The 17596-nt window shown below is 58.8% G+C and carries 19 protein-coding genes; 10 read left to right on the top strand and 9 right to left on the bottom strand.

Annotated elements, in window-relative coordinates; translation table 11 throughout:
* The first annotated feature begins 228 nt into the window (after positions 1 to 228).
* The 6 genes from gcvP (at position 229) to RAE07_RS00985 (ending at position 7559) form a co-directional block, all read left to right on the top strand.
* On the top strand, positions 229 to 3072 hold the full coding sequence (gene gcvP, locus RAE07_RS01010) for an aminomethyl-transferring glycine dehydrogenase (RefSeq protein WP_023021161.1): 2844 nt from the start codon (positions 229 to 231) through the stop codon (positions 3070 to 3072).
* Positions 3073 to 3074: 2 nt separating this feature from the next.
* Positions 3075 to 4187 carry a glycine cleavage system aminomethyltransferase GcvT gene (gene gcvT, locus RAE07_RS01005; protein ID WP_317001130.1) on the top strand — a complete coding sequence of 371 codons (1113 nt, stop codon included), beginning with the start codon at positions 3075 to 3077 and terminating at the stop codon, positions 4185 to 4187.
* A gap of 36 nt (positions 4188 to 4223) precedes the next feature.
* Positions 4224 to 4616, top strand: coding sequence for a glycine cleavage system protein GcvH (gene gcvH, locus RAE07_RS01000; protein ID WP_317001129.1), 393 nt, complete (start codon positions 4224 to 4226; stop codon positions 4614 to 4616).
* An 80-nt stretch (positions 4617 to 4696) separates the two neighbouring features.
* Positions 4697 to 5506 (top strand): lipoyl(octanoyl) transferase LipB, encoded by an 810-nt coding sequence (gene lipB, locus RAE07_RS00995; RefSeq protein WP_023021158.1) that lies wholly within the window; start codon positions 4697 to 4699, stop codon positions 5504 to 5506.
* A gap of 121 nt (positions 5507 to 5627) precedes the next feature.
* On the top strand, positions 5628 to 6692 hold the full coding sequence (gene lipA, locus RAE07_RS00990) for a lipoyl synthase (RefSeq protein WP_317001207.1): 1065 nt from the start codon (positions 5628 to 5630) through the stop codon (positions 6690 to 6692).
* A gap of 81 nt (positions 6693 to 6773) precedes the next feature.
* On the top strand, positions 6774 to 7559 hold the full coding sequence (locus RAE07_RS00985) for a DUF4191 domain-containing protein (RefSeq protein ID WP_023021156.1): 786 nt from the start codon (positions 6774 to 6776) through the stop codon (positions 7557 to 7559).
* Positions 7560 to 7635: 76 nt separating this feature from the next.
* On the opposite strand, the gene RAE07_RS00980 is transcribed toward RAE07_RS00985, so the two are convergent.
* Positions 7636 to 8109, bottom strand: a complete 474-nt coding sequence (locus tag RAE07_RS00980) for an RDD family protein (RefSeq protein WP_200288845.1) — start codon at positions 8107 to 8109, stop codon at positions 7636 to 7638.
* A gap of 118 nt (positions 8110 to 8227) precedes the next feature.
* Here RAE07_RS00980 and glnA point away from each other — a divergent pair, with 118 nt between their 5' ends.
* From glnA to RAE07_RS00965, 3 genes are all read left to right on the top strand, one after another.
* The gene (gene glnA / locus RAE07_RS00975) at positions 8228 to 9661 is read left to right on the top strand and encodes a type I glutamate--ammonia ligase (protein ID WP_023021154.1); all 1434 of its coding nucleotides are present in this window, start codon (positions 8228 to 8230) and stop codon (positions 9659 to 9661) included.
* A gap of 241 nt (positions 9662 to 9902) precedes the next feature.
* On the top strand, positions 9903 to 10868 hold the full coding sequence (locus RAE07_RS00970) for a TDT family transporter (RefSeq protein ID WP_200288844.1): 966 nt from the start codon (positions 9903 to 9905) through the stop codon (positions 10866 to 10868).
* 74 nt (positions 10869 to 10942) lie between these two features.
* Positions 10943 to 11323 carry a hypothetical protein gene (locus RAE07_RS00965; RefSeq protein WP_023021152.1) on the top strand — a complete coding sequence of 127 codons (381 nt, stop codon included), beginning with the start codon at positions 10943 to 10945 and terminating at the stop codon, positions 11321 to 11323.
* On the opposite strand, the gene RAE07_RS00960 is transcribed toward RAE07_RS00965, so the two are convergent.
* From RAE07_RS00960 to thrC, 4 genes are read right to left on the bottom strand one after another with little or no spacing between them, the layout of a single operon-like run.
* A complete protein-coding gene (locus RAE07_RS00960) occupies positions 11320 to 11865 on the bottom strand; it encodes an NUDIX hydrolase (RefSeq protein WP_200288843.1) in 546 nt (181 codons plus the stop codon). The two genes, RAE07_RS00965 and RAE07_RS00960, sit on opposite strands and share 4 nt — an antisense overlap.
* Before the next feature lie 29 nt (positions 11866 to 11894).
* The gene (locus tag RAE07_RS00955) at positions 11895 to 12683 is read right to left on the bottom strand and encodes a trypsin-like serine protease (RefSeq protein ID WP_239227063.1); all 789 of its coding nucleotides are present in this window, start codon (positions 12681 to 12683) and stop codon (positions 11895 to 11897) included.
* A gap of 22 nt (positions 12684 to 12705) precedes the next feature.
* Entirely contained in the window at positions 12706 to 12852 is a 147-nt protein-coding gene (locus RAE07_RS00950) for a hypothetical protein (protein ID WP_200288841.1), read from the bottom strand.
* A 3-nt stretch (positions 12853 to 12855) separates the two neighbouring features.
* Positions 12856 to 14298, bottom strand: coding sequence for a threonine synthase (gene thrC / locus RAE07_RS00945; protein WP_317001128.1), 1443 nt, complete (start codon positions 14296 to 14298; stop codon positions 12856 to 12858).
* A gap of 39 nt (positions 14299 to 14337) precedes the next feature.
* Between thrC and RAE07_RS00940 the strand changes: the two genes are divergently transcribed.
* The gene (locus RAE07_RS00940; protein ID WP_317001127.1) at positions 14338 to 15645 is read left to right on the top strand and encodes an MFS transporter; all 1308 of its coding nucleotides are present in this window, start codon (positions 14338 to 14340) and stop codon (positions 15643 to 15645) included.
* Between the two features lie 14 nt (positions 15646 to 15659).
* Here RAE07_RS00940 and RAE07_RS00935 read toward each other — a convergent pair whose 3' ends face one another.
* The 4 genes from RAE07_RS00935 to RAE07_RS00920 all read right to left on the bottom strand — a co-directional run bounded on the left by RAE07_RS00935 (position 15660) and on the right by RAE07_RS00920 (position 17546).
* Positions 15660 to 16367: an AAA family ATPase gene (locus tag RAE07_RS00935; RefSeq protein ID WP_049361304.1), complete on the bottom strand. Its 708-nt coding sequence runs from the start codon at positions 16365 to 16367 to the stop codon at positions 15660 to 15662.
* Positions 16368 to 16377: 10 nt separating this feature from the next.
* On the bottom strand, positions 16378 to 16596 hold the full coding sequence (locus tag RAE07_RS00930) for a hypothetical protein (RefSeq protein ID WP_248099859.1): 219 nt from the start codon (positions 16594 to 16596) through the stop codon (positions 16378 to 16380).
* 145 nt (positions 16597 to 16741) lie between these two features.
* Positions 16742 to 17245 (bottom strand): hypothetical protein, encoded by a 504-nt coding sequence (locus RAE07_RS00925; protein WP_317001126.1) that lies wholly within the window; start codon positions 17243 to 17245, stop codon positions 16742 to 16744.
* A complete protein-coding gene (locus RAE07_RS00920; RefSeq protein WP_317001125.1) occupies positions 17202 to 17546 on the bottom strand; it encodes a Cgl2226 family protein in 345 nt (114 codons plus the stop codon). Before RAE07_RS00920 ends, RAE07_RS00925 begins: the two co-directional genes overlap by 44 nt.
* Positions 17547 to 17596 lie beyond the last annotated feature (50 nt).

Below are 17596 nucleotides of genomic sequence, written 5' to 3'. Positions count from 1 at the left end.
GGGGTGCCAAGTGGGGGTGATAGTTCCGCCTTTAGCTGAACCATCCATCCCGTTTTATTCGAGGCTTTTCGCGGTCGTTCCCCCTAAGCCCGTGGTGAGCGCCTTAGGAGCCACCTTAGACAGTGATGCGGTGCATAAAAGTTTCTCAAGGGGGATCGGCTCACCCATTATTAAACATATAATTAGGGCGGTTATAGCCATTGTCCCTCACTAAGGAGTCTCACTGACATGGAATTCATCTCCCGCCACCTAGGGCCGGATTCTACGGAGCAGGCCACCATGCTTGCGAAGGTAGGCTACGACAGCGTGGACGCGCTGGTCGATGCCGCCATTCCCTCCAAGATCCGCGCCGCAGAATTGCCTCAGCTTCCTGAGGCACTCTCGGAGGATGAAGCACAGGCTACGTTGCGGGAGTACGCCAACCAGAACACTGTGCTAAAGCCTTTCTATGGTCAGGGCTTTTCAGATACCCTCACCCCAGCGGTCATCCGCCGCGGTCTGCTAGAAGATGCTGGTTGGTATACCGCTTATACGCCGTACCAGCCGGAGATTTCCCAGGGGCGTCTGGAAGCGCTGCTGAATTTCCAGACCATGATTGAATCCCTCACTGGACTACCGATTGCGAATGCCTCTCTCTTGGATGAGGCTTCTGCTGCGGCTGAGGCCGTGGGCCTTATGTCCCGTGCGGTAAAGAAGGGCCGCCGTGTAGTGCTCGATTCCCGCCTGCACCCGCAGGTGCTTACCGTCGCCGCGGAGCGTGCCCGCGCGATTGACCTCGAGGTGGAAATCGTCGACCTGCGCGAAGGCCTCGTAGGCGAGGACCTCATTGGCGCCGTCATTGCCTACACCGGCACCGAGGGCGACATTTTTGATCCCTCTTCCCTCATCGAAGAGCTGCATACCCGCGGCGCGCTAGCCGCTGTGGTCACCGACCCGCTTTCCCTGCTTCTCTTGGAAGGCCCTGGCTCACTGGGCGCCGATATTGTACTCGGTTCCTCCCAGCGCTTCGGCGTGCCGCTCTTCTTCGGTGGCCCGCACGCTGCTTATATGGCGGTTACAGAAAAACTCAAGCGGCAGATGCCTGGCCGCATCGTCGGTGTTTCTAAGGACGCGGATGGTCGCCCGGCCTACCGCTTGGCACTGCAGACTCGCGAGCAGCACATTCGCCGCGAGCGCGCCACCTCTAATATCTGTACTGCGCAGGCGTTGCTAGCTAATGTCGCCTCCATGTACGCCGTCTACCACGGTCCGCAAGGCCTCAAGGCTATCGCACAGCGCGTGCATGGGCTTGCCTCCAGCTTCGCCCAATCCGTCAAGGATGCCGGAAAGCAGCTGGTATCTGAAGACTTCTTCGATACAGTCACCGTCGCCGGCGTGGATGCCACCAGCATCAAGGAAAACCTCCAGAAGGAGGGATACCTCGTGCGCGCGATCGGTGAGGACAAGGTATCGGTGTCCTTCGGTGAGTCGGCGACTAAGGAGGACGTCGCCAAGCTCGCCCAAGCCTTCGGCGCTGAGGCGACTGAGGCTGACTTCGACCTGCCTAAGAGCCTGCAGCGCAGCCAGGAGCCGCTCCAGCACGAGGTATTCAACCGCATCCACTCCGAAACCCAGATGTTGCGCTACCTGCGCAAGCTGGCTGATAAGGACTTAGCACTTGACCGCACCATGATCCCGCTGGGGTCTTGCACCATGAAGCTCAACCCCACCGCCGCCATGGAGCCGATTTCCTGGCCGGAATTTGCTGGCATCCACCCCTACGCCCCGGAAGAGACAACCACTGGCTGGCGCGCACTGGTCGAGGAGATTGAAGGTTGGTTGGCCGAGATTACCGGCTATGCCAAGGTCTCCATCCAGCCCAACGCCGGATCCCAGGGCGAGCTGGCCGGCCTTTTGGCCATCCGCCGCTACCACGTAGCCAATGGCGATAACGAGCGCGATGTAGTACTCATCCCGGCTTCCGCACACGGCACGAATGCGGCCTCGGCTACGCTGGCTAACCTGCGCGTTGTGGTGGTAAAGACCGCGGACGACGGCTCTATTGATCTGGCGGATTTGGATGAAAAGATTGCCAAGCATGGCAACCACATCGCCGGCATCATGGTGACCTACCCGTCCACCCACGGGGTCTTTGACCCAGAGGTTCGCGATGTTTGCGATAAAGTCCACGCGGTGGGCGGCCAGGTCTACATTGACGGTGCGAATATGAACGCACTGACCGGTTGGGCCCGCCCAGGGCAGTTCGGCGGCGATGTGTCCCACCTCAACCTGCACAAGACCTTTACCATTCCGCATGGCGGTGGCGGCCCAGGCGTGGGTCCAGTAGCAGTGGCCGAGCACCTTATCCCGTTCCTGCCCACCAATGCCGCGGATCCGCAGCTGGATGCAACCACTGCTACCCCGGTTGGGCAAGGCGTGCCTATTACCAGTACCAAGTACGGCTCGGCCGGTGTGCTGCCGATTTCCTGGGCATACCTAGCTATGAGCGGCGCGCAGGGACTTGCTCAAGCCTCCGCCCACGCAATTTTGGGCGCAAATTACCTGGCCAAGTCCCTGGAAGATTCCTTCCCTGTGCTCTACACCGGCAATGCTGGCTTGGTGGCCCATGAATGCATCCTGGATCTGCGCGCGCTTACCGACGCCTCTGGGGTCACCGCCGCGGACGTCGCCAAGCGCCTCGTAGACTTTGGCTTCCACGCCCCGACCCTGGCTTTCCCGGTGGCCGGCACCCTCATGGTGGAGCCCACCGAGTCCGAGGACTTGGGCGAGCTGGATCGTTTCATCGAGGCAATGCGCACCATCCGCGCCGAGATCCAAGAAATCATCGACGGCCAGGTGTCCTACGAAGGCTCCGTCATCCACCATGCTCCGTTTACCGCGGAGTCCGTTAGCGCCGATACGTGGGACTTTGTCTTCAGCCGAGAAAAGGCCGCTTGGCCAGTGAAATCCCTGCGCCACAGCTACAAGTACTTCCCGCCGGTGCGCCGCATCGACGAGGCCTATGGTGATCGCAACTTGGTCTGCAGCTGCCCGCCGCCGGAAGCATTCGATATCGACGATTCTGAGGAGTAAACATGACCGAACTACTTACCTCCCCACTCAATGCCGAGCACGAGAAGCTCGGCGCCACCTTTACGGCCTTCGGCCCATGGAACATGCCGCTGAAGTACCAGAACGAGCTAGACGAGCACCGCGCCGTACGCAACAGCGCCGGTCTATTTGACCTGTCTCATATGGGCGAAATCTGGGTCAACGGCGCCGACGCCGGCAAGTTCTTGTCCTATGCCTTCATCTCCAACTTTGAGCCCCTCAAGGTGGGCAAGGCCAAGTACTCCATGATCACCGCCGAGGACGGCGGCATCATCGATGACCTCATTACCTACCGCTTTGAGGAAGATAAATTCCTGGTCGTCCCGAATGCCGGCAACGCCGATACCGTGTGGGACGAGCTCAACAAGCGCGCCGAGAGCTTCGATGTCACCTTGAAGAACGAGTCCCGTGACGTGGCCATGATCGCCGTCCAGGGCCCTAAGGCCGCAGAAATCCTCGTCCCGTTGGTGGAAGACAATAAGCAGGACGAGGTCTACAACCTCGGCTATTACGCCGCCACCATGGGTAAGGTGGCGCGCACCTTTGCCATCATCGCGCGCACCGGCTACACCGGTGAGGATGGCTTCGAGCTCATTGTGTACAACTCCGATGCCGCGCAGCTGTGGGAAGAGCTGCTCAAGGCCGGTGCAGAATACGACCTCAAGCCGTGCGGCCTCGCCGCCCGCGATTCCCTACGCCTCGAGGCCGGCATGCCTCTTTACGGCAACGAGCTCTCCCGCGACATCACCCCGGTAGAGGCGGGCATGGCCCGTGCCTTTGCCAAAAAGGAGGCCGATTTCGTCGGCTCCAAGGTCGTCCGCCAACGCGCCGCCGAAGGCCCGCAGGTAGCGATCACCGGTCTCACCTCCGAGCAGCGCCGCGCAGCCCGCGCCGGTGCCGAGGTTTTCGTGGGCGATGAGAAGGTAGGCACGGTCACCTCCGGCCAGCCGTCCCCCACTCTGGGACACCCAGTGGCCATCGCGCTGCTGAATACCGGCGCGAACCTCGAGCCCGGCTCCGCTGTAGAGGTGGAGATTCGCGGTAAGCGCTATCCTTTTGAAGTAACCGCGTTGCCGTTCTATAAGCGCGACAAGTAAGCATCTTTTCAACCAGCCCGAAAGGACCACATCACCATGGCTAACCTTCCTCAAGATTTTTCCTACTCCGAAGACCACGAGTGGGTCAACGCTGCCGCCGATGCCGTTGCTGGCGCTACCGTGCGCATCGGCATTACTTCCGTGGCTGCTGACCGCCTCGGTGAGGTCGTCTTCGCCGAACTGCCGGAGGTAGGCGATACCGTTACCGCCGGCGAGTCTTGTGGCGAGGTCGAATCCACGAAGTCCGTCTCTGACCTCTACTCCCCTGTCACCGGCACCGTAAAGGCCGTTAACGAGGATGTGCACGATGACTACGCTGTCATCAACAACGACCCGTTCGGCAAGGGCTGGCTTTTCGAGGTTGAGGTTGATGAGGCCGGCGAGCTCATGGATGCTGCCGCTTATGCATCCGCCAACGGCCTAGATTAATTCGACCCCACGCGGGAGGGTGTGCCACGCGCACCCTCCCGCTTTGCTTTGCCCACCGCACCAGAGGAAACTTTGAGTCTATGACTGCACCACGCGATCCTTTCTTCCCCGCCGAGCGCTCTATCCGCGCCTCCGATAAACCACTAGAGGTCCGTTTCTTGGGCCGGATGGACTACCAGGAGGCCTGGGACTACCAGGCCGAGGTAGCAGCCGCGCGTGCCAAGGGGGAACAAGACGATGTGGTGCTCGTAGTCGAACACCCCAATATCTATACCGCCGGCAAGCGCACCCAACCGGAAGATATGCCAGATAACGGCCTGCCCGTTATCACCGTTGACCGTGGCGGGCGCATCACCTGGCATGGCGAAGGCCAGCTGGTCATCTACCCCATTATCAAATTGGCCGAGCCCGTCGACGTCGTCGACTACGTCCGCCGCCTCGAGGAGGCCACCATCCAGACGGTCCGCCAGATGGGGGTAACCACCGCCGGGCGCATCGATGGCCGCTCGGGCGTGTGGGTTCCTTCCACTACCGAAGCCAAGGATCCCTCCGCTCCGAAGCGTGACCGCAAGATTGCCGCTCTTGGAATCCGCATTACTCGCGGGGTGACCATGCACGGTTTGGCGCTTAACTGCTGCAATACGCTGGAATACTACGACCACATCGTGGCATGTGGCATCGATGACGCCGATGTCACCACCCTATCGCTGGAGCTCGGACGCCAGGTCAGCCTCGAGGATGCCACCCAACCGCTTTTGCAGGCGCTTGATGACGCCCTCTCGGGCCGCCTCATTGTCGCCGACCACACCTTTGGCTCAGCCCCTGATCCCACGAAGTTAGCGAATGAAAGGGCTAGACAGAGGCGTCGGCAAGCGCGGCAAGAACCCTAGTTTGGGGCTGGCGCGGAATAGGATGTGACCGCGGCGACTTATACCTAGAAGAGCTATTAGCCATCACCACCATCAACCGATAAAGTGAGTTTTTGTGACTGTTAAGCCTGAAGGACGCAAGATGCTCCGCATTGAAAAGAAGAATGCGGAGTCACCCATCGAACAAAAGCCACGCTGGATCCGCAACCAGGTTCGCACTGGCCCGGGCTATGAGGACATGAAGTCCCGCGTGGCTGGGGCCTCCCTGCACACCGTGTGCCAGGAGGCAGGTTGCCCGAATATCCACGAGTGCTGGGAATCCCGCGAGGCTACCTTCCTCATCGGTGGCGATAAGTGCACCCGCCGCTGCGACTTCTGCGATATTGCCACCGGCAAGCCGGAAGAACTAGACCGCGATGAACCGCGCCGCGTAGCCGAAAATATCCGGGAAATGGACCTTAACTACACCACCATTACCGGTGTTACCCGCGATGATCTCCCCGATGAGGGTGCATGGCTCTACGCCGAGGTCGTGCGCAAGATTCACGAGCTTAACCCCCACACCGGCGTGGAAAACCTCACCCCGGATTTCTCTGGCAGGCCAGACCTGCTGGAGGAGGTCTTCGAGGCCAAGCCGGAGGTCTTCGCGCACAACCTGGAGACCGTGCCGCGCATCTTTAAGCGCATCCGCCCGGCCTTCCGCTACGAGCGCTCCTTGGACGTCATCCGCCAGGCACATGATTATGGCCTCATTACCAAGTCCAACCTGATTTTGGGCATGGGCGAGACCGAGGAAGAGGTCGAGGAAGCTTTACGTGACCTGCGCTCTGCTGGCTGCGATATCATCACCATCACCCAGTACCTGCGCCCCGGCCCGCGCTTCCACCCGATTGAGCGCTGGGTGCGCCCAGAGGAATTCGTGGCCCACTCCAAGCTGGCTAAGGAACTCGGCTTCGGCGGCGTCATGTCCGGCCCGCTGGTGCGCTCTTCTTATCGCGCCGGCCGCCTCTACGTGCAGGCTATGGAAAAGCGCGGCTTCGAGCTGCCGGATAACCTCAAGCACCTGGCGGAGACCTCTCAGGGTGCCACCGCCCAAGAAGCCTCCACCCTGCTGGAGAAATACGGCCCATCGGAGGAGACTCCCGTGACCACCCGCATGGCCAAGGCTCCGGCTAATGCGAATTCGGCGGCGGCCACCGTCCGCTAAACCACACGTTTTCATAACGGCCTGCGCTTTCCGCGTGGGCCGTTTTAACATTCATGCCCATTGACCTTTAAAGTAGGAGCCATGGCGAAAGATGACAAGGCAGCACTAAAGGCTGCAAAGAAGCAAGAACGCGCGGCCAAGCGCCAGCAGCGTAAGCAAACCTGGTCCCAAATGTGGCAAGCATTTAATATGCAGCGCAAGCAGGATAAGGCGCTTATCCCCATCATGCTGGGCGCCTTCCTGGGCATGGGCTTGCTCTTCTTCCTGATCGGCTCGCTTTTCAACGGCCAGTGGTTCATGCTCATCCTGGGCTTGGGCATCGGCGCGCTGCTCGCAATGTTCCTATTTACCCGCCGCCTTGAGCGCGATATGTACAAGCGCGTGGAAGACCAGCCGGGTGCTGCGGGCTGGGCACTCGAGCAGCAGCTGCGCAATACCGTGGGCATCGTCTGGTCCGTCAAAACCGGCGTGGCCGCCACCCGCCAGCAGGATCTTATCCACCGCGTCATCGGCAATGCGGGCGTCATCTTCGTGTGCGAAGGCAATAAGAACCGCGTGCGCCCTACCCTCAACCAGCTTAAGAAGCGCGTAGACAAGATCGCCGGCGGCGTTCCCATCTACGAGATCTTCGTAGGCAACGGCGAGGACGAGGTTCCCGTTTCCAAGCTGCGCAATAAGGTTATGAAGCTGCCGCGCAACTTTAATAAGAACGAAACCTACGAAAACATCCGCCGCATCGAGGCCATGGACTCCATGCCGGGTACCACCCCGGGCATGCCCAAGGGTCCAATGCCCCACCAGGCGCAGAACATGGCCGGCATGAATCGCCGCATGCGCCGCGCCCAGCAGCGCAAAAAAAATAAGTAGGGCGCCTAAAGCGAATCCCTGCCGCACCATATGAGGTGTGGCAGGGATTTTCTCTTGCCCGGAAAATCCGGGCGACTTAGGAGCGAATAACGATGGTACCGGTGGCGCGGTCATGCATTCCGCGTCCATCCGCATCAACCATGGCCGCTGGGAACAGCACACCGGTGAGCACCGTGCGCAGCGCCGCGCGCCATAGGCCCACGCGGGCACCGGGAACGTCAAGCCGGGCAACACCCATGCCTAAAAGCAACATGCCGGGTGTGCGAGCAAAGAGCCAACCACATGCGATTCCCATGACTACCCACAGCGCGTAGCCCAAGAAAGCCACACCGCCGAATTCCGTGGTGAACATGTGGATCAGGTTGGCGATGAGCATGCACACGATCCAGTCAATCGCCACAGCGCCGGCGCGGCGGCCAACGGAAGCTAGTGACCCCGGTCCGGACTCCGGAAGACCCAGCTTTTCTCCCGGCCAGCGACCGGGGCCTTCCATATCATCGTATTCGCCCGGAATATTTGGGCCGTCGAGCCACGTACGCTTATCTGCCATGCTCACCAATCTAGCGGGCGGAAAGTGAGATGTGAAACGAGGGGAATCGCGATGCCTAAGGCGAGAACCTAGTAGGCTATAGAGAGACAATTCACCGGTCAACAACGAGGAGACAAACGTGTCTTTCGAGACAGTGCAGGACATCGTCCAATTTATTCAGGACGAGGACGTAAAATTCGTCGATATCCGTTTTACGGACGTCCCAGGCACCGAGCACCACTTTTCCATCCCAGCAGAAGAGTTCACCGTAGAAGATGCCGAAAGCGGCCTCGCTTTCGACGGCTCCTCTATCCGCGGATTCACCACCATCGATGAGTCCGATATGACCCTGCTGCCGGATCCAGCCACCGCGCATATTGATCCGTTCCGCACGGCCAAGACCCTGAATATCAAGTTCTTCGTCCACGACCCATTTACCTTTGAACCGTTCTCCCGCGACCCGCGCAACATCGCGCGCAAGGCGGAAGAGTACCTGCAGTCCACCGGCATCGCCGATACCTGCAACTTTGGCGCTGAGGCCGAGTTCTACCTCTTTGACTCCGTACGCTTTGGCACCGACGTCCAGCACGGCTTTTACGAGGTTGATTCCGATGAAGGTTGGTGGAACCGCGATAGCGAAACCAACTTCGACGGCACCCCGAACACCGGCTACAAGACCCGCCTGAAGGGCGGCTACTTCCCCACCGCTCCGTATGACAAGCACGGTGAAGTGCGCGACGCCATGGTGGAAAACCTGCAAAAGGTAGGCTTCCACATCGAGCGCTTCCACCACGAGGTGGGCGCCGGCCAGAACGAAATCAACTACCGCTTCAATTCCATGTTGCACGCGGGCGATGACATTCAGACCTTCAAGTACGTGGTCAAGCAGACCGCAGCGCAGTGGGGCAAGACCGCCACCTTCATGCCCAAGCCGTTGGCCGGCGATAATGGTTCGGGCATGCACGCCCACATGTCCCTGTGGAAGGACGGCAAGCCGCTGTTCCACGATGAAGCCGGCTACGCAGGTCTTTCCGATATCGCCCGCTACTATATTGGCGGCATCCTCCACCACGCTGGTGCTGTGCTTGCGTTCACCAACCCAACGCTGAACTCCTATCACCGTCTGGTCCCAGGCTTCGAGGCTCCGATTAACCTGGTCTACTCCCAGCGCAATCGCTCCGCTGCAATCCGTATCCCGATTACCGGTTCCAACCCGAAGGCTAAGCGCATCGAATTCCGCGCTCCGGACCCATCCGGCAACCCGTACTTGGGCTTTGCCGCCATGATGATGGCCGGCATCGACGGCGTAAAGAACCGCATCGAGCCACACGCTCCGGTAGATAAGGACCTCTACGAGCTGCCGCCTGCAGAAGCTGAATCCATCCCGCAGGCCCCGACCTCCCTCGAGGCTTCCCTCAAGGCCCTGCAGGAGGACATGGACTTCCTCACCGAAGGCGATGTTTTCACCGAGGACCTCATCGAGACCTACATCAACTACAAGTACGAGAACGAGATTAACCCCGTTCGCCTGCGCCCGACCCCGCAGGAATTTGAGATGTATTTCGATTGCTAAAGCTGCGCTAGCCAGCGTCCTATAGGGGACGAAAGGGCACGCGCCTACAAAGCTCAGTCCCGAGACCTTCAGTGGGTCTCGGGACTTGCTTTTTCTAAGCCGACCCCGCGAGATGCGATCGATGCCACAAGATGATCTAGGCTTGACCCCCGCCCCTAAATCCATACTTAGCGAGAGTTCTCACCAGCCCAAACGAGAGCAAAATTCTGATAACCCGACCGAAAGAAATTAACATGTGGGTGTGACTGATAGATTCCGCCAACTCCCAGCCCCCGGCCCCGCGTGGGGAGGCAGCCTCATGGGCACCTCCATCGTTTCGCGCCTACTCGTGGAAGAAGGCATGATGATCCTGGCCGGCATTTTTGCCGCCATTGCGTGCGTCATCTTTGTCGTCCTCACCGCGGGTTTCTTGCGCTACCGCCATCCCAGCTTCGAGCGCACCACAATGGCGGAATGGTCGATGTTTTTCATCGGAATCTTGGCGCTCGGCGCCGCGCTTTCCGGGCTCACGGACATTCCTACTTTCCGCCTCATAGGCTTTTGGATCGGTGGCCCAATTACGGTTATCACGTGGGCTATCCAGCTCACACGCTTTGATGGCGAGCCGAAGTTCACCTGGGGCCTGCCACTGGTTGGCCCCATGATTTCGGCCTCGGTTTCTGGTTGGCTGGCTCACGATTACGGCCAGTTCTACCACGTAATGGGCACGATATTTTTCTTCATGTCCCTGGTAACGGCGGTGCCGACCTTTGCTCGCGTGTACTGGGCCGCATGGCACGGGAAGGTGGATTTTACCGGCGCGAAATCAGCCACTGCCTGGGTACCACTAGGCGTGGTAGGCCAGTCCACCACGGCTATGCAGATTCTTTTCCCCGGCCCGGTATCCATTTATTACGGCCTGACTGCCCTCATCATCGCCATTCCGCTATCCATCTACGCGATGTTTACCTTCTATCCCAATGTAGCTCGGTGGGTCCCCTATTCCCCTGCCTGGTGGTCGTGCACCTTCCCGCCGGGAACCGTCAGCATGGGCGGCCACCAGCTGGCATTGGTCAATGGCTCCGAGCTTATCGACGCCATTGCGCTCACCATCCCGGTTCTCCTCACCGCGCACTGGATGCTGTGCTCCACCCGCTTCCTGAGCTGGGTATGGGAAGGCAAAAAGCAAACAGGCCCTGAAGAGCCACTTATCACTACAGGCCAATAAAAAGAGCAAAGAGGAGCAGCCACTATGCGAGACTCCAGCTTTGAAGATTCGAAGCGCCGCAACGGTCGCCGGTGATGTATAGTTCCTCCCCCATCACCTTCATCGCTTGGGAATGCGCGGACCTGACTGCAGTAAGACAGGTACTCGCCGGCGTGCAGCGAAACGGCATCTATCTCTACGGCGAGCACCTGCTCTTGGAGACGTCGTGGCTGGGCCAAGGCGCACGGGACTTCTACGCCACAGCATGGCGCTGGAGTGCAGATGATTGCCCGCTTTTCTATGAGTTGGCGCGACAGGGCAAGGTCCTCATCACCATTAATACTGCGGTGATTGCCTGCGGCGATAAAGAAGACATCGCTACTGCGCGCGACTGCATTGCACAAGAGCTTATCGCCGCCCGCAATCCGCAGCATCTGTGCAAGCTGCTTGCCGACGCCGCAACAAAGCCGACCTAAAGCCCTGGTTGCTCGCTGCGCTTCATCCAGCCCATACGTGGAACAAAGCCGCGGGGATGTTTCATCTGGGCTACTGCGTCAGCAATCATGAGGCGGTGGCGGCGCGAAACGCTATCGGGAAGCTTCGCCACCGAGAACCAATCCGCCTCGGTATTTTCTTCATCACTAATGACCGGCTCTGCGCCCTCTGCTACCGATACACGCAGCGCCGTTCCCATGAAGGTGCACTCATCGCCATTGGGATAGGTCACTGGGCCGGTTTGCCCTACGCCCAAAAGCGCTTCCACCTTGGCCTCGAGTCCGACTTCTTCTTTGACCTCTCGCAGCGCAGTGGTGGTAATTTCCTCGCCCGGCTCACAGATTCCTTCCACCGGTGTCCACACACCATTATCGGAGCGCTTGACTAGGAGCACGGAAGGAACCTCCCACAATGCGGCATCTGCGGGTACATCGCGGAGGATAATGGCGCTACAGGCCGGCACGAAGATCTGATCCTGACCAATCTTTTCGCGCAGCTGAACAATGAAATCTGGAGTCGGCATGCCACCTAGGGTAGACCAGTGCTGCCGATCTAGGCCATCGGGCCTAGAACCTTCTTGGCAAGCCGTTGAATATCGGTAGCCAAGGTGAAAGTCAGCTCCATATCCGTCTGTGTGTTCTCGCAGGAACGCCCTTCTTCGAGGGATTGCGTCGTTCCGGAGACCACGCCCACGATGGTCTGTTTGCCTTCTACCTCGCCATAGACCGGCCCGCCCGAATCGCCATTGGTACTGCACACGTGTGCCCGTGCAGCAAGCGAATCCCACTGGCGGTCCTGCCAGGTAAGCTGCGCAATTTCCGCATCATGGGATAGCGATCCACACGTCTCATTAGTAACCACGCCCAGCTTGCACACCTTCTGCGGCAGATGAGCCAGCGAGGTGGCGACGGTATTGTCTACTTCCCCGGGGACATAGTAATCAGCACTGCCGGTGATTTCGATAAAAGCTACGTCGAGGTCATAACTCTTTTCGGCGTAGTTATCAGAATAAATGACCTCACCAATGGGCTCGGCGGGATATTTGAACTCACCGTCGGCAGAGCCAGCCCAGACCTTATCGTGAGGTTTGCCGCAATGGCCGGCGGTAACGGCGATGGTGCGGGCGTCGGCAAGCGTAAATGACCATGCCGCCGTACAAGAGTGGTACTGGAAATAAGCACCCGGCTGCGGGTCATCGCCGGAGAGCTCAAGAGCCGTGCCCGGCGCGATCGGCGCCACGGCCGGGGAATAGACCTCATTAGGAATGAGGTTTTTATAAGACAGGGCAGAAAAGCTTGGTTCTTCCCCACCCCGAATCGGGCTGCAGGCCGCGAGGAGCACGGCCGTGCAGACTGCGCCACCGCTAGTTGCTATCCGCGCCCGCATCCCCGGCGTCGTCCTTAGCATCCTCATCCGTAGCCATCTCCGCCTGGGCCTTGAGATCGCGGATGAACTTTTCTGGGTCAAACTCGGTGTAGTGTTCTGGGCCGGCAAAATTTTCTAGGGCCATGAGCTAAACCTCCGTTTTCTGAATCGACGTGGTGATGTAATCCTTGACCACCGCAGCATCATTGGGCAAGTCCTTAACATGCCGCTCAGTATCGAGAATGCCAGCAAAACGCTCAGGCGGCTCGGGGGCAGAGCCAATGGCCTCTATGATGGTCTCTGCAAACTTCACCGGCAGTGCAGTCTCCAAGCATACGATGGGCGTCTCCACGCCTTCGCGCTGCGCCCCGCGGGCGGCCTTAATGCCATCGGCCGTGTGCGGATCCACCAGGTAGTTGAAACGCTCGTGCACGTCTTTGATGGTGGCGAGGCGATCGGCGTGGCTGGAGGAGCTAGATAGGAATCCGTACTCTTGACCGGCGGCGGCGATCTTCTCTTGGTTGAGGCTGAAACCGCCCTCTTTGACCTTCGTGCCAAAAAGCTCCGCTGCTTGGGCTGCATCGCGGCCGAGCAAGTCGAACACAAACCGCTCAAAATTAGAGGCACGCGAGATATCCATCGACGGCGAAGACGTAGCCATGGTTTCTGCGGCAGGGCGCGGACGGTAGTTTCCTGTGCGGAAAAACTCATCTAGCACGTCATTTTCATTGGTAGCCACGATGAGACGATCGATGGGAAGCCCCATCTGGCGGGCGATGTGGCCGGCGCAGATATCGCCAAAGTTGCCGGTAGGAACGCTGAAGGAAACCTTCTGCTCGGCATTGTCGGTGACCTTCAGCCAGCAGGAGATGTAGTAGACCACCTGGGCCATAAGCCGCGCCCAGTTAATGGAATTGACCGCACCGATACGGTAGGTGGACTTAAAGTCGGCATCTCCCGAGACCGCCTTGACCACATCCTGGCAATCATCAAAGACGCCATCAAGGGCAATGTTGAAGATATTCGGGTCATCCAAACCAAACATCTGTGCCTGCTGGAAGGCCGTCATGCGGCCGGCCGGGGTGAGCATAAAAACGCGAATGCCCTGGCGACCTCGCATCGCATACTCTGCTGAAGAACCCGTATCACCAGAGGTAGCGCCCAAAATATTCAGCGTCTCACCGCGGCGGGCGAGCTCATATTCAAAAAGCTCCCCCAAAAGCTGCATGGCCATGTCTTTAAATGCCGCAGTAGGTCCTTCAGAAAGGTGCCCGATAAAAAGGCCCTCTCCCAGTTCGGTAACGGGGACGATCTCCGGGTCTGCAAACTTGGGGCTGGTATAGGCTCGGGCAGCGATATCCTCGATATCTTGCGCTGGAATATCGTCAATGAAAAGCTTGAGCACCTCGGCCGCGAGTGCCGCATAGCCTTCATCCGCAAGGAGCGTGCGCCATGAATTTAAAGTGGCGAAATCCAACTGCGGGTAGCTCTCTGGCAGGTACAAACCTCCATCGGGGGCAAGCCCGCCAAGGAGAATATCCGTAAAAGATGCGGGCTGACGGGCGGTATCGCGGGTCGAAATATACTTCACACAAAAGAATCTTAGTAGTTAAGGCGTAAGGTATCAGCCATGTCGCAGCCGAATCCCAGAGAAGTCATTACCACTCAAGCTTTAGGCATTTGGGTGGCCGCCATGGCGGTCTACCTCGTAGCGATTACTGGCCGTACCTCTTTTGGCGTTGCCGGCCTGGACGCTATTGAGCGCTTCGATGTTGATGCCGGCCGTATCGCTGTTTTTACCTCCGTGCAGCTGGGCGTGTATGCCCTAGCCCAAATTCCTACCGGCATATTGATCGATAAATTTGGCCCACGCCTGCTCCTGGTAGTCGGCGCCGTCATTATGGGCATCGGTCAGGTTGTGCTGGGTTTTACCACCAGCTACGGCGTAGCCATCGCTGCCCGCATACTTATTGGCGCGGGCGATGCCACGGCGTTTCTCTCCGTGATGCGCATCCTTCCCTATTGGTTCCCGCTGCACCGCACGCCTATGTTTACCCAGGTGACCTCGTCGCTCGGGCAGATGGGCCAGTTCATCTCCGCAGTGCCTTTCTTGTGGTTACTGGGCGCAGCCGGCTGGACCGCCGCCTTCGTTACCCTTGGTGCGGTGGGCATTCTCGTGGCCATCGCCGCGATTGTGGCGGTGGCAGATTCACCGGAAAAGCTGGGCATTATCCCTACGGAAAAAGAACCGCCCAACTCTCAGGCCACCAGCATCCCGGCGCGCCTGAAAAAGGTATTCCGCTCCCCAGTGGCATGGCAGGCCTACTTCATTCACTACATCGGTATGCTCCCGCTCATCGTCTTTGTCATGCTCTGGGGAATGCCAATGATGACCCAAGGAATGGAGCTATCCAAGGCGAAGTCCAGCCTGGTGCTTACCTTGTTGGCGGTATTTTTGGTCCTCGTCGGCCCATTGCACGGCAAGATTTCTTCCCGAGCACAGCATGTCCGCCCGTGGCTCAGCCTGGGTTTCGTAGCGGTCCATGTACTGACCTGGCTCGTCTTCTTTGCCTTTGGCACAGGCAGCGGTCTCGTTGCCATTTTAGTGGTGTCCTTCGTTACCGCGCTCTGCACGCCGACGGCTAACTATGGCTTCGATATCGTGCGCGAGCGCATGGATCGATCCGTGGTGGCCACTGCTACGGGCCTGGGCAATATGGGCGGGTTTACCTCCGGCATGCTGGGCGCTCAGCTCTTCGGCATGGTGCTGGACCATTCCTCTGCTGCCCCTAATTACTCCATGCCGGATTTCACTGCAGCCTCCGCGGCGGTGCTAGCCGTGTGGGTGGTCGGCATGATTGGTGTGGTAGTCACCCACTTCCTGCGGCGCCGCGCTGGCGAGGATGGGCCTTCTGTCACCATAGTGGAGGTTTCTTAAAAGCCAGTGCTTGGTTACTCGGGGTTAACAATAAAGCGGATGGTTCCTTCAGGATCCGCTAAAAGCTCACGGGTAGCCGCCACGGCTTCCGCCTCATCGAAGGCGATGCGTTCAAAGCCAGTATCGTTTAGTTCCACAATGTCTGCCCCCGGGCAGGCCAAAAGAATTGGCGAGTGCGTGGCGATGATTATCTGCGCGCCGCGGTCAACCGCTTGGGCTATTTCCCCCACTAGGGCCAGCTGCCGGATAACGGAAAGTCCCGATTCTGGCTCATCAAGGACATATACGCCTTGGCCATTTATGTGCTCATAGAGCATGTCGAAGACGGATTGTCCGTGCGAGCGGCGAGATAAATCTACATTCTGGGACAAGGTGGAACGTCCTGCCCGTTCGTCCGATGAATCTCCGCGTGCAATCAGATGCTCGTGTTTTTCAGCGCGTAGGAAATAGGCGCGTTGGATGACTTTATCCGTGACGCAGCGAATGGGGCTGCGGGGAACGATTTCATCGGGATCGTCCATCCGTCCGCCTTCGGGAGAGCAGCCCAAATCACTGGCCACGCCGGCGAGCAAACTAGATTTACCAATGCCGTTTTCCCCCACGAAGACGGTTACCGGCCTCCGCAGCTTAAAGCTTCCTAGGTCGGCCAAGTAATCGAAAACCGGCAGCTTTGCCCTGTAGTCATCGGGCTTAAATTTCAGGCTTAGGGCATCAATCAGCATGGCCTCTAGACTAATTCAGCTCATCCAATATGCGCAGCGCGTCTTCACGTGTAGCTTCCGCACCAAAGTTTTTCAGGTGGCCGGCCAAATCACCAGTGGGAAGTGATTGGGCGATGGTATCGGCCGGCACGGTATTGACTGCATAGGCCACCCCTACCCCACCGGTGATAGGAATGGCGATGGCGGCGATTACTCCCACCGCGGTCGATAGCGTGGTCTTGAAAGTCATAGTCTCCTCCAAAGGCTTCGGCACCGAGCACTATGCTCGTTACCAATTTGTGATGTTTTACCTTAGGGAGAGTTACTGCCAAGGCGATGCCTCGCAGCTGCGGTTTTCCTGGATTTTCGTCCCCAACTTGCACGGTAAAGGCTGGTTAGTTTGCCGGGTAGCTTTCCGCCACAATCCCATCACTAGCCGGCATAACAAGGCCTCGCTCAAAAGCTACGAGAACCGCTTTTTCATCGGATTCGCTGATGTCACCGGCTTCCACTGCACTGCTCAGCTCGCGCTCAAGGTACACGCGCACATCAGACTTACCGTTTTCGGTCTGGGTAATATCTCGCGGGACGGACTTTAATGGAATACCCAATGCCTTAGCTAGGGAGGTCACCCGGTTAGCATCGGTGGAATCATCGTCCTTAATGGCACCATTGACCTGCGCAGGAACGTCTTCTTGGATTACGCCACCGGCCACGGCCTCGCCCACGGTCATTGTCCCTTTGGGTGGATTGTCGCGGTTGGTTGCCCATACCCCTACTGCGATGGCCACGATGACGGCCACGGCCACAAAGACCCACAGATAGATGAGCTTGCGGCGGTGCGCCCCACTGATTTTAGCCAAGGAAACCAGCGCCATCGCTAAAAGAACCGTAGTCATTGCCGCGCGGGTTCTCGCCGCGATCATTGAGGGCATCAATGATGGAGCGAATGGTGGCCTCCCCTATGCGGTCGGCGCGGCCCCATGAGCGAGGGGTTTGGCGGGAATTTTGCGGCGCTGATTCCGGGCTCGGCGGTGTGGGTTTTTGTTCCCGGGGTGTGGAGACCTCAATGGTCACTGTGGTGCCATCAAGGTGCAGGGCGTCGCCGTCGCGCACGCCCGCGGCACGCGCAGCGGAAAGCAATGCGGATAGCTCGCCTACCGTGGCGTTATCCACATCAAGTTGCAGCTTAAAAGACATAACTAGCCAGTCCTTCCTCTTTCCCATCCCACTCTAGAGTCCATCAGTGC

Origin of the sequence: Corynebacterium nasorum, assembly GCF_032821635.1 — a bacterium.
GTDB classification, from domain to species: domain Bacteria; phylum Actinomycetota; class Actinomycetes; order Mycobacteriales; family Mycobacteriaceae; genus Corynebacterium; species Corynebacterium kefirresidentii.
This window is presented reverse-complemented; position numbering and strand designations above follow the sequence as displayed.

Excerpts from the sequence above, each read along its gene's own strand:
- RAE07_RS00965 (WP_023021152.1), top strand. The coding sequence starts at position 10,943 with ATGTATAGTTCCTCCCCCATCACCTTCATCGCTTGGGAATGCGCGGAC.
- lipB (WP_023021158.1), top strand. The coding sequence starts at position 4,697 with ATGACTGCACCACGCGATCCTTTCTTCCCCGCCGAGCGCTCTATCCGC.
- RAE07_RS00935 (WP_049361304.1), bottom strand. The coding sequence starts at position 16,367 with ATGCTGATTGATGCCCTAAGCCTGAAATTTAAGCCCGATGACTACAGG.
- gcvP (WP_023021161.1), top strand. The coding sequence starts at position 229 with ATGGAATTCATCTCCCGCCACCTAGGGCCGGATTCTACGGAGCAGGCC.
- gcvH (WP_317001129.1), top strand. The coding sequence starts at position 4,224 with ATGGCTAACCTTCCTCAAGATTTTTCCTACTCCGAAGACCACGAGTGG.
- RAE07_RS00920 (WP_317001125.1), bottom strand. The coding sequence starts at position 17,546 with ATGTCTTTTAAGCTGCAACTTGATGTGGATAACGCCACGGTAGGCGAG.
- RAE07_RS00925 (WP_317001126.1), bottom strand. The coding sequence starts at position 17,245 with ATGACTACGGTTCTTTTAGCGATGGCGCTGGTTTCCTTGGCTAAAATC.
- RAE07_RS00980 (WP_200288845.1), bottom strand. The coding sequence starts at position 8,109 with ATGGCAGATAAGCGTACGTGGCTCGACGGCCCAAATATTCCGGGCGAA.
- RAE07_RS00950 (WP_200288841.1), bottom strand. The coding sequence starts at position 12,852 with ATGGCCCTAGAAAATTTTGCCGGCCCAGAACACTACACCGAGTTTGAC.
- RAE07_RS00960 (WP_200288843.1), bottom strand. The coding sequence starts at position 11,865 with ATGCCGACTCCAGATTTCATTGTTCAGCTGCGCGAAAAGATTGGTCAG.
- RAE07_RS00940 (WP_317001127.1), top strand. The coding sequence starts at position 14,338 with ATGTCGCAGCCGAATCCCAGAGAAGTCATTACCACTCAAGCTTTAGGC.
- gcvT (WP_317001130.1), top strand. The coding sequence starts at position 3,075 with ATGACCGAACTACTTACCTCCCCACTCAATGCCGAGCACGAGAAGCTC.
- RAE07_RS00930 (WP_248099859.1), bottom strand. The coding sequence starts at position 16,596 with ATGACTTTCAAGACCACGCTATCGACCGCGGTGGGAGTAATCGCCGCC.
- RAE07_RS00985 (WP_023021156.1), top strand. The coding sequence starts at position 6,774 with ATGGCGAAAGATGACAAGGCAGCACTAAAGGCTGCAAAGAAGCAAGAA.
- lipA (WP_317001207.1), top strand. The coding sequence starts at position 5,628 with ATGCTCCGCATTGAAAAGAAGAATGCGGAGTCACCCATCGAACAAAAG.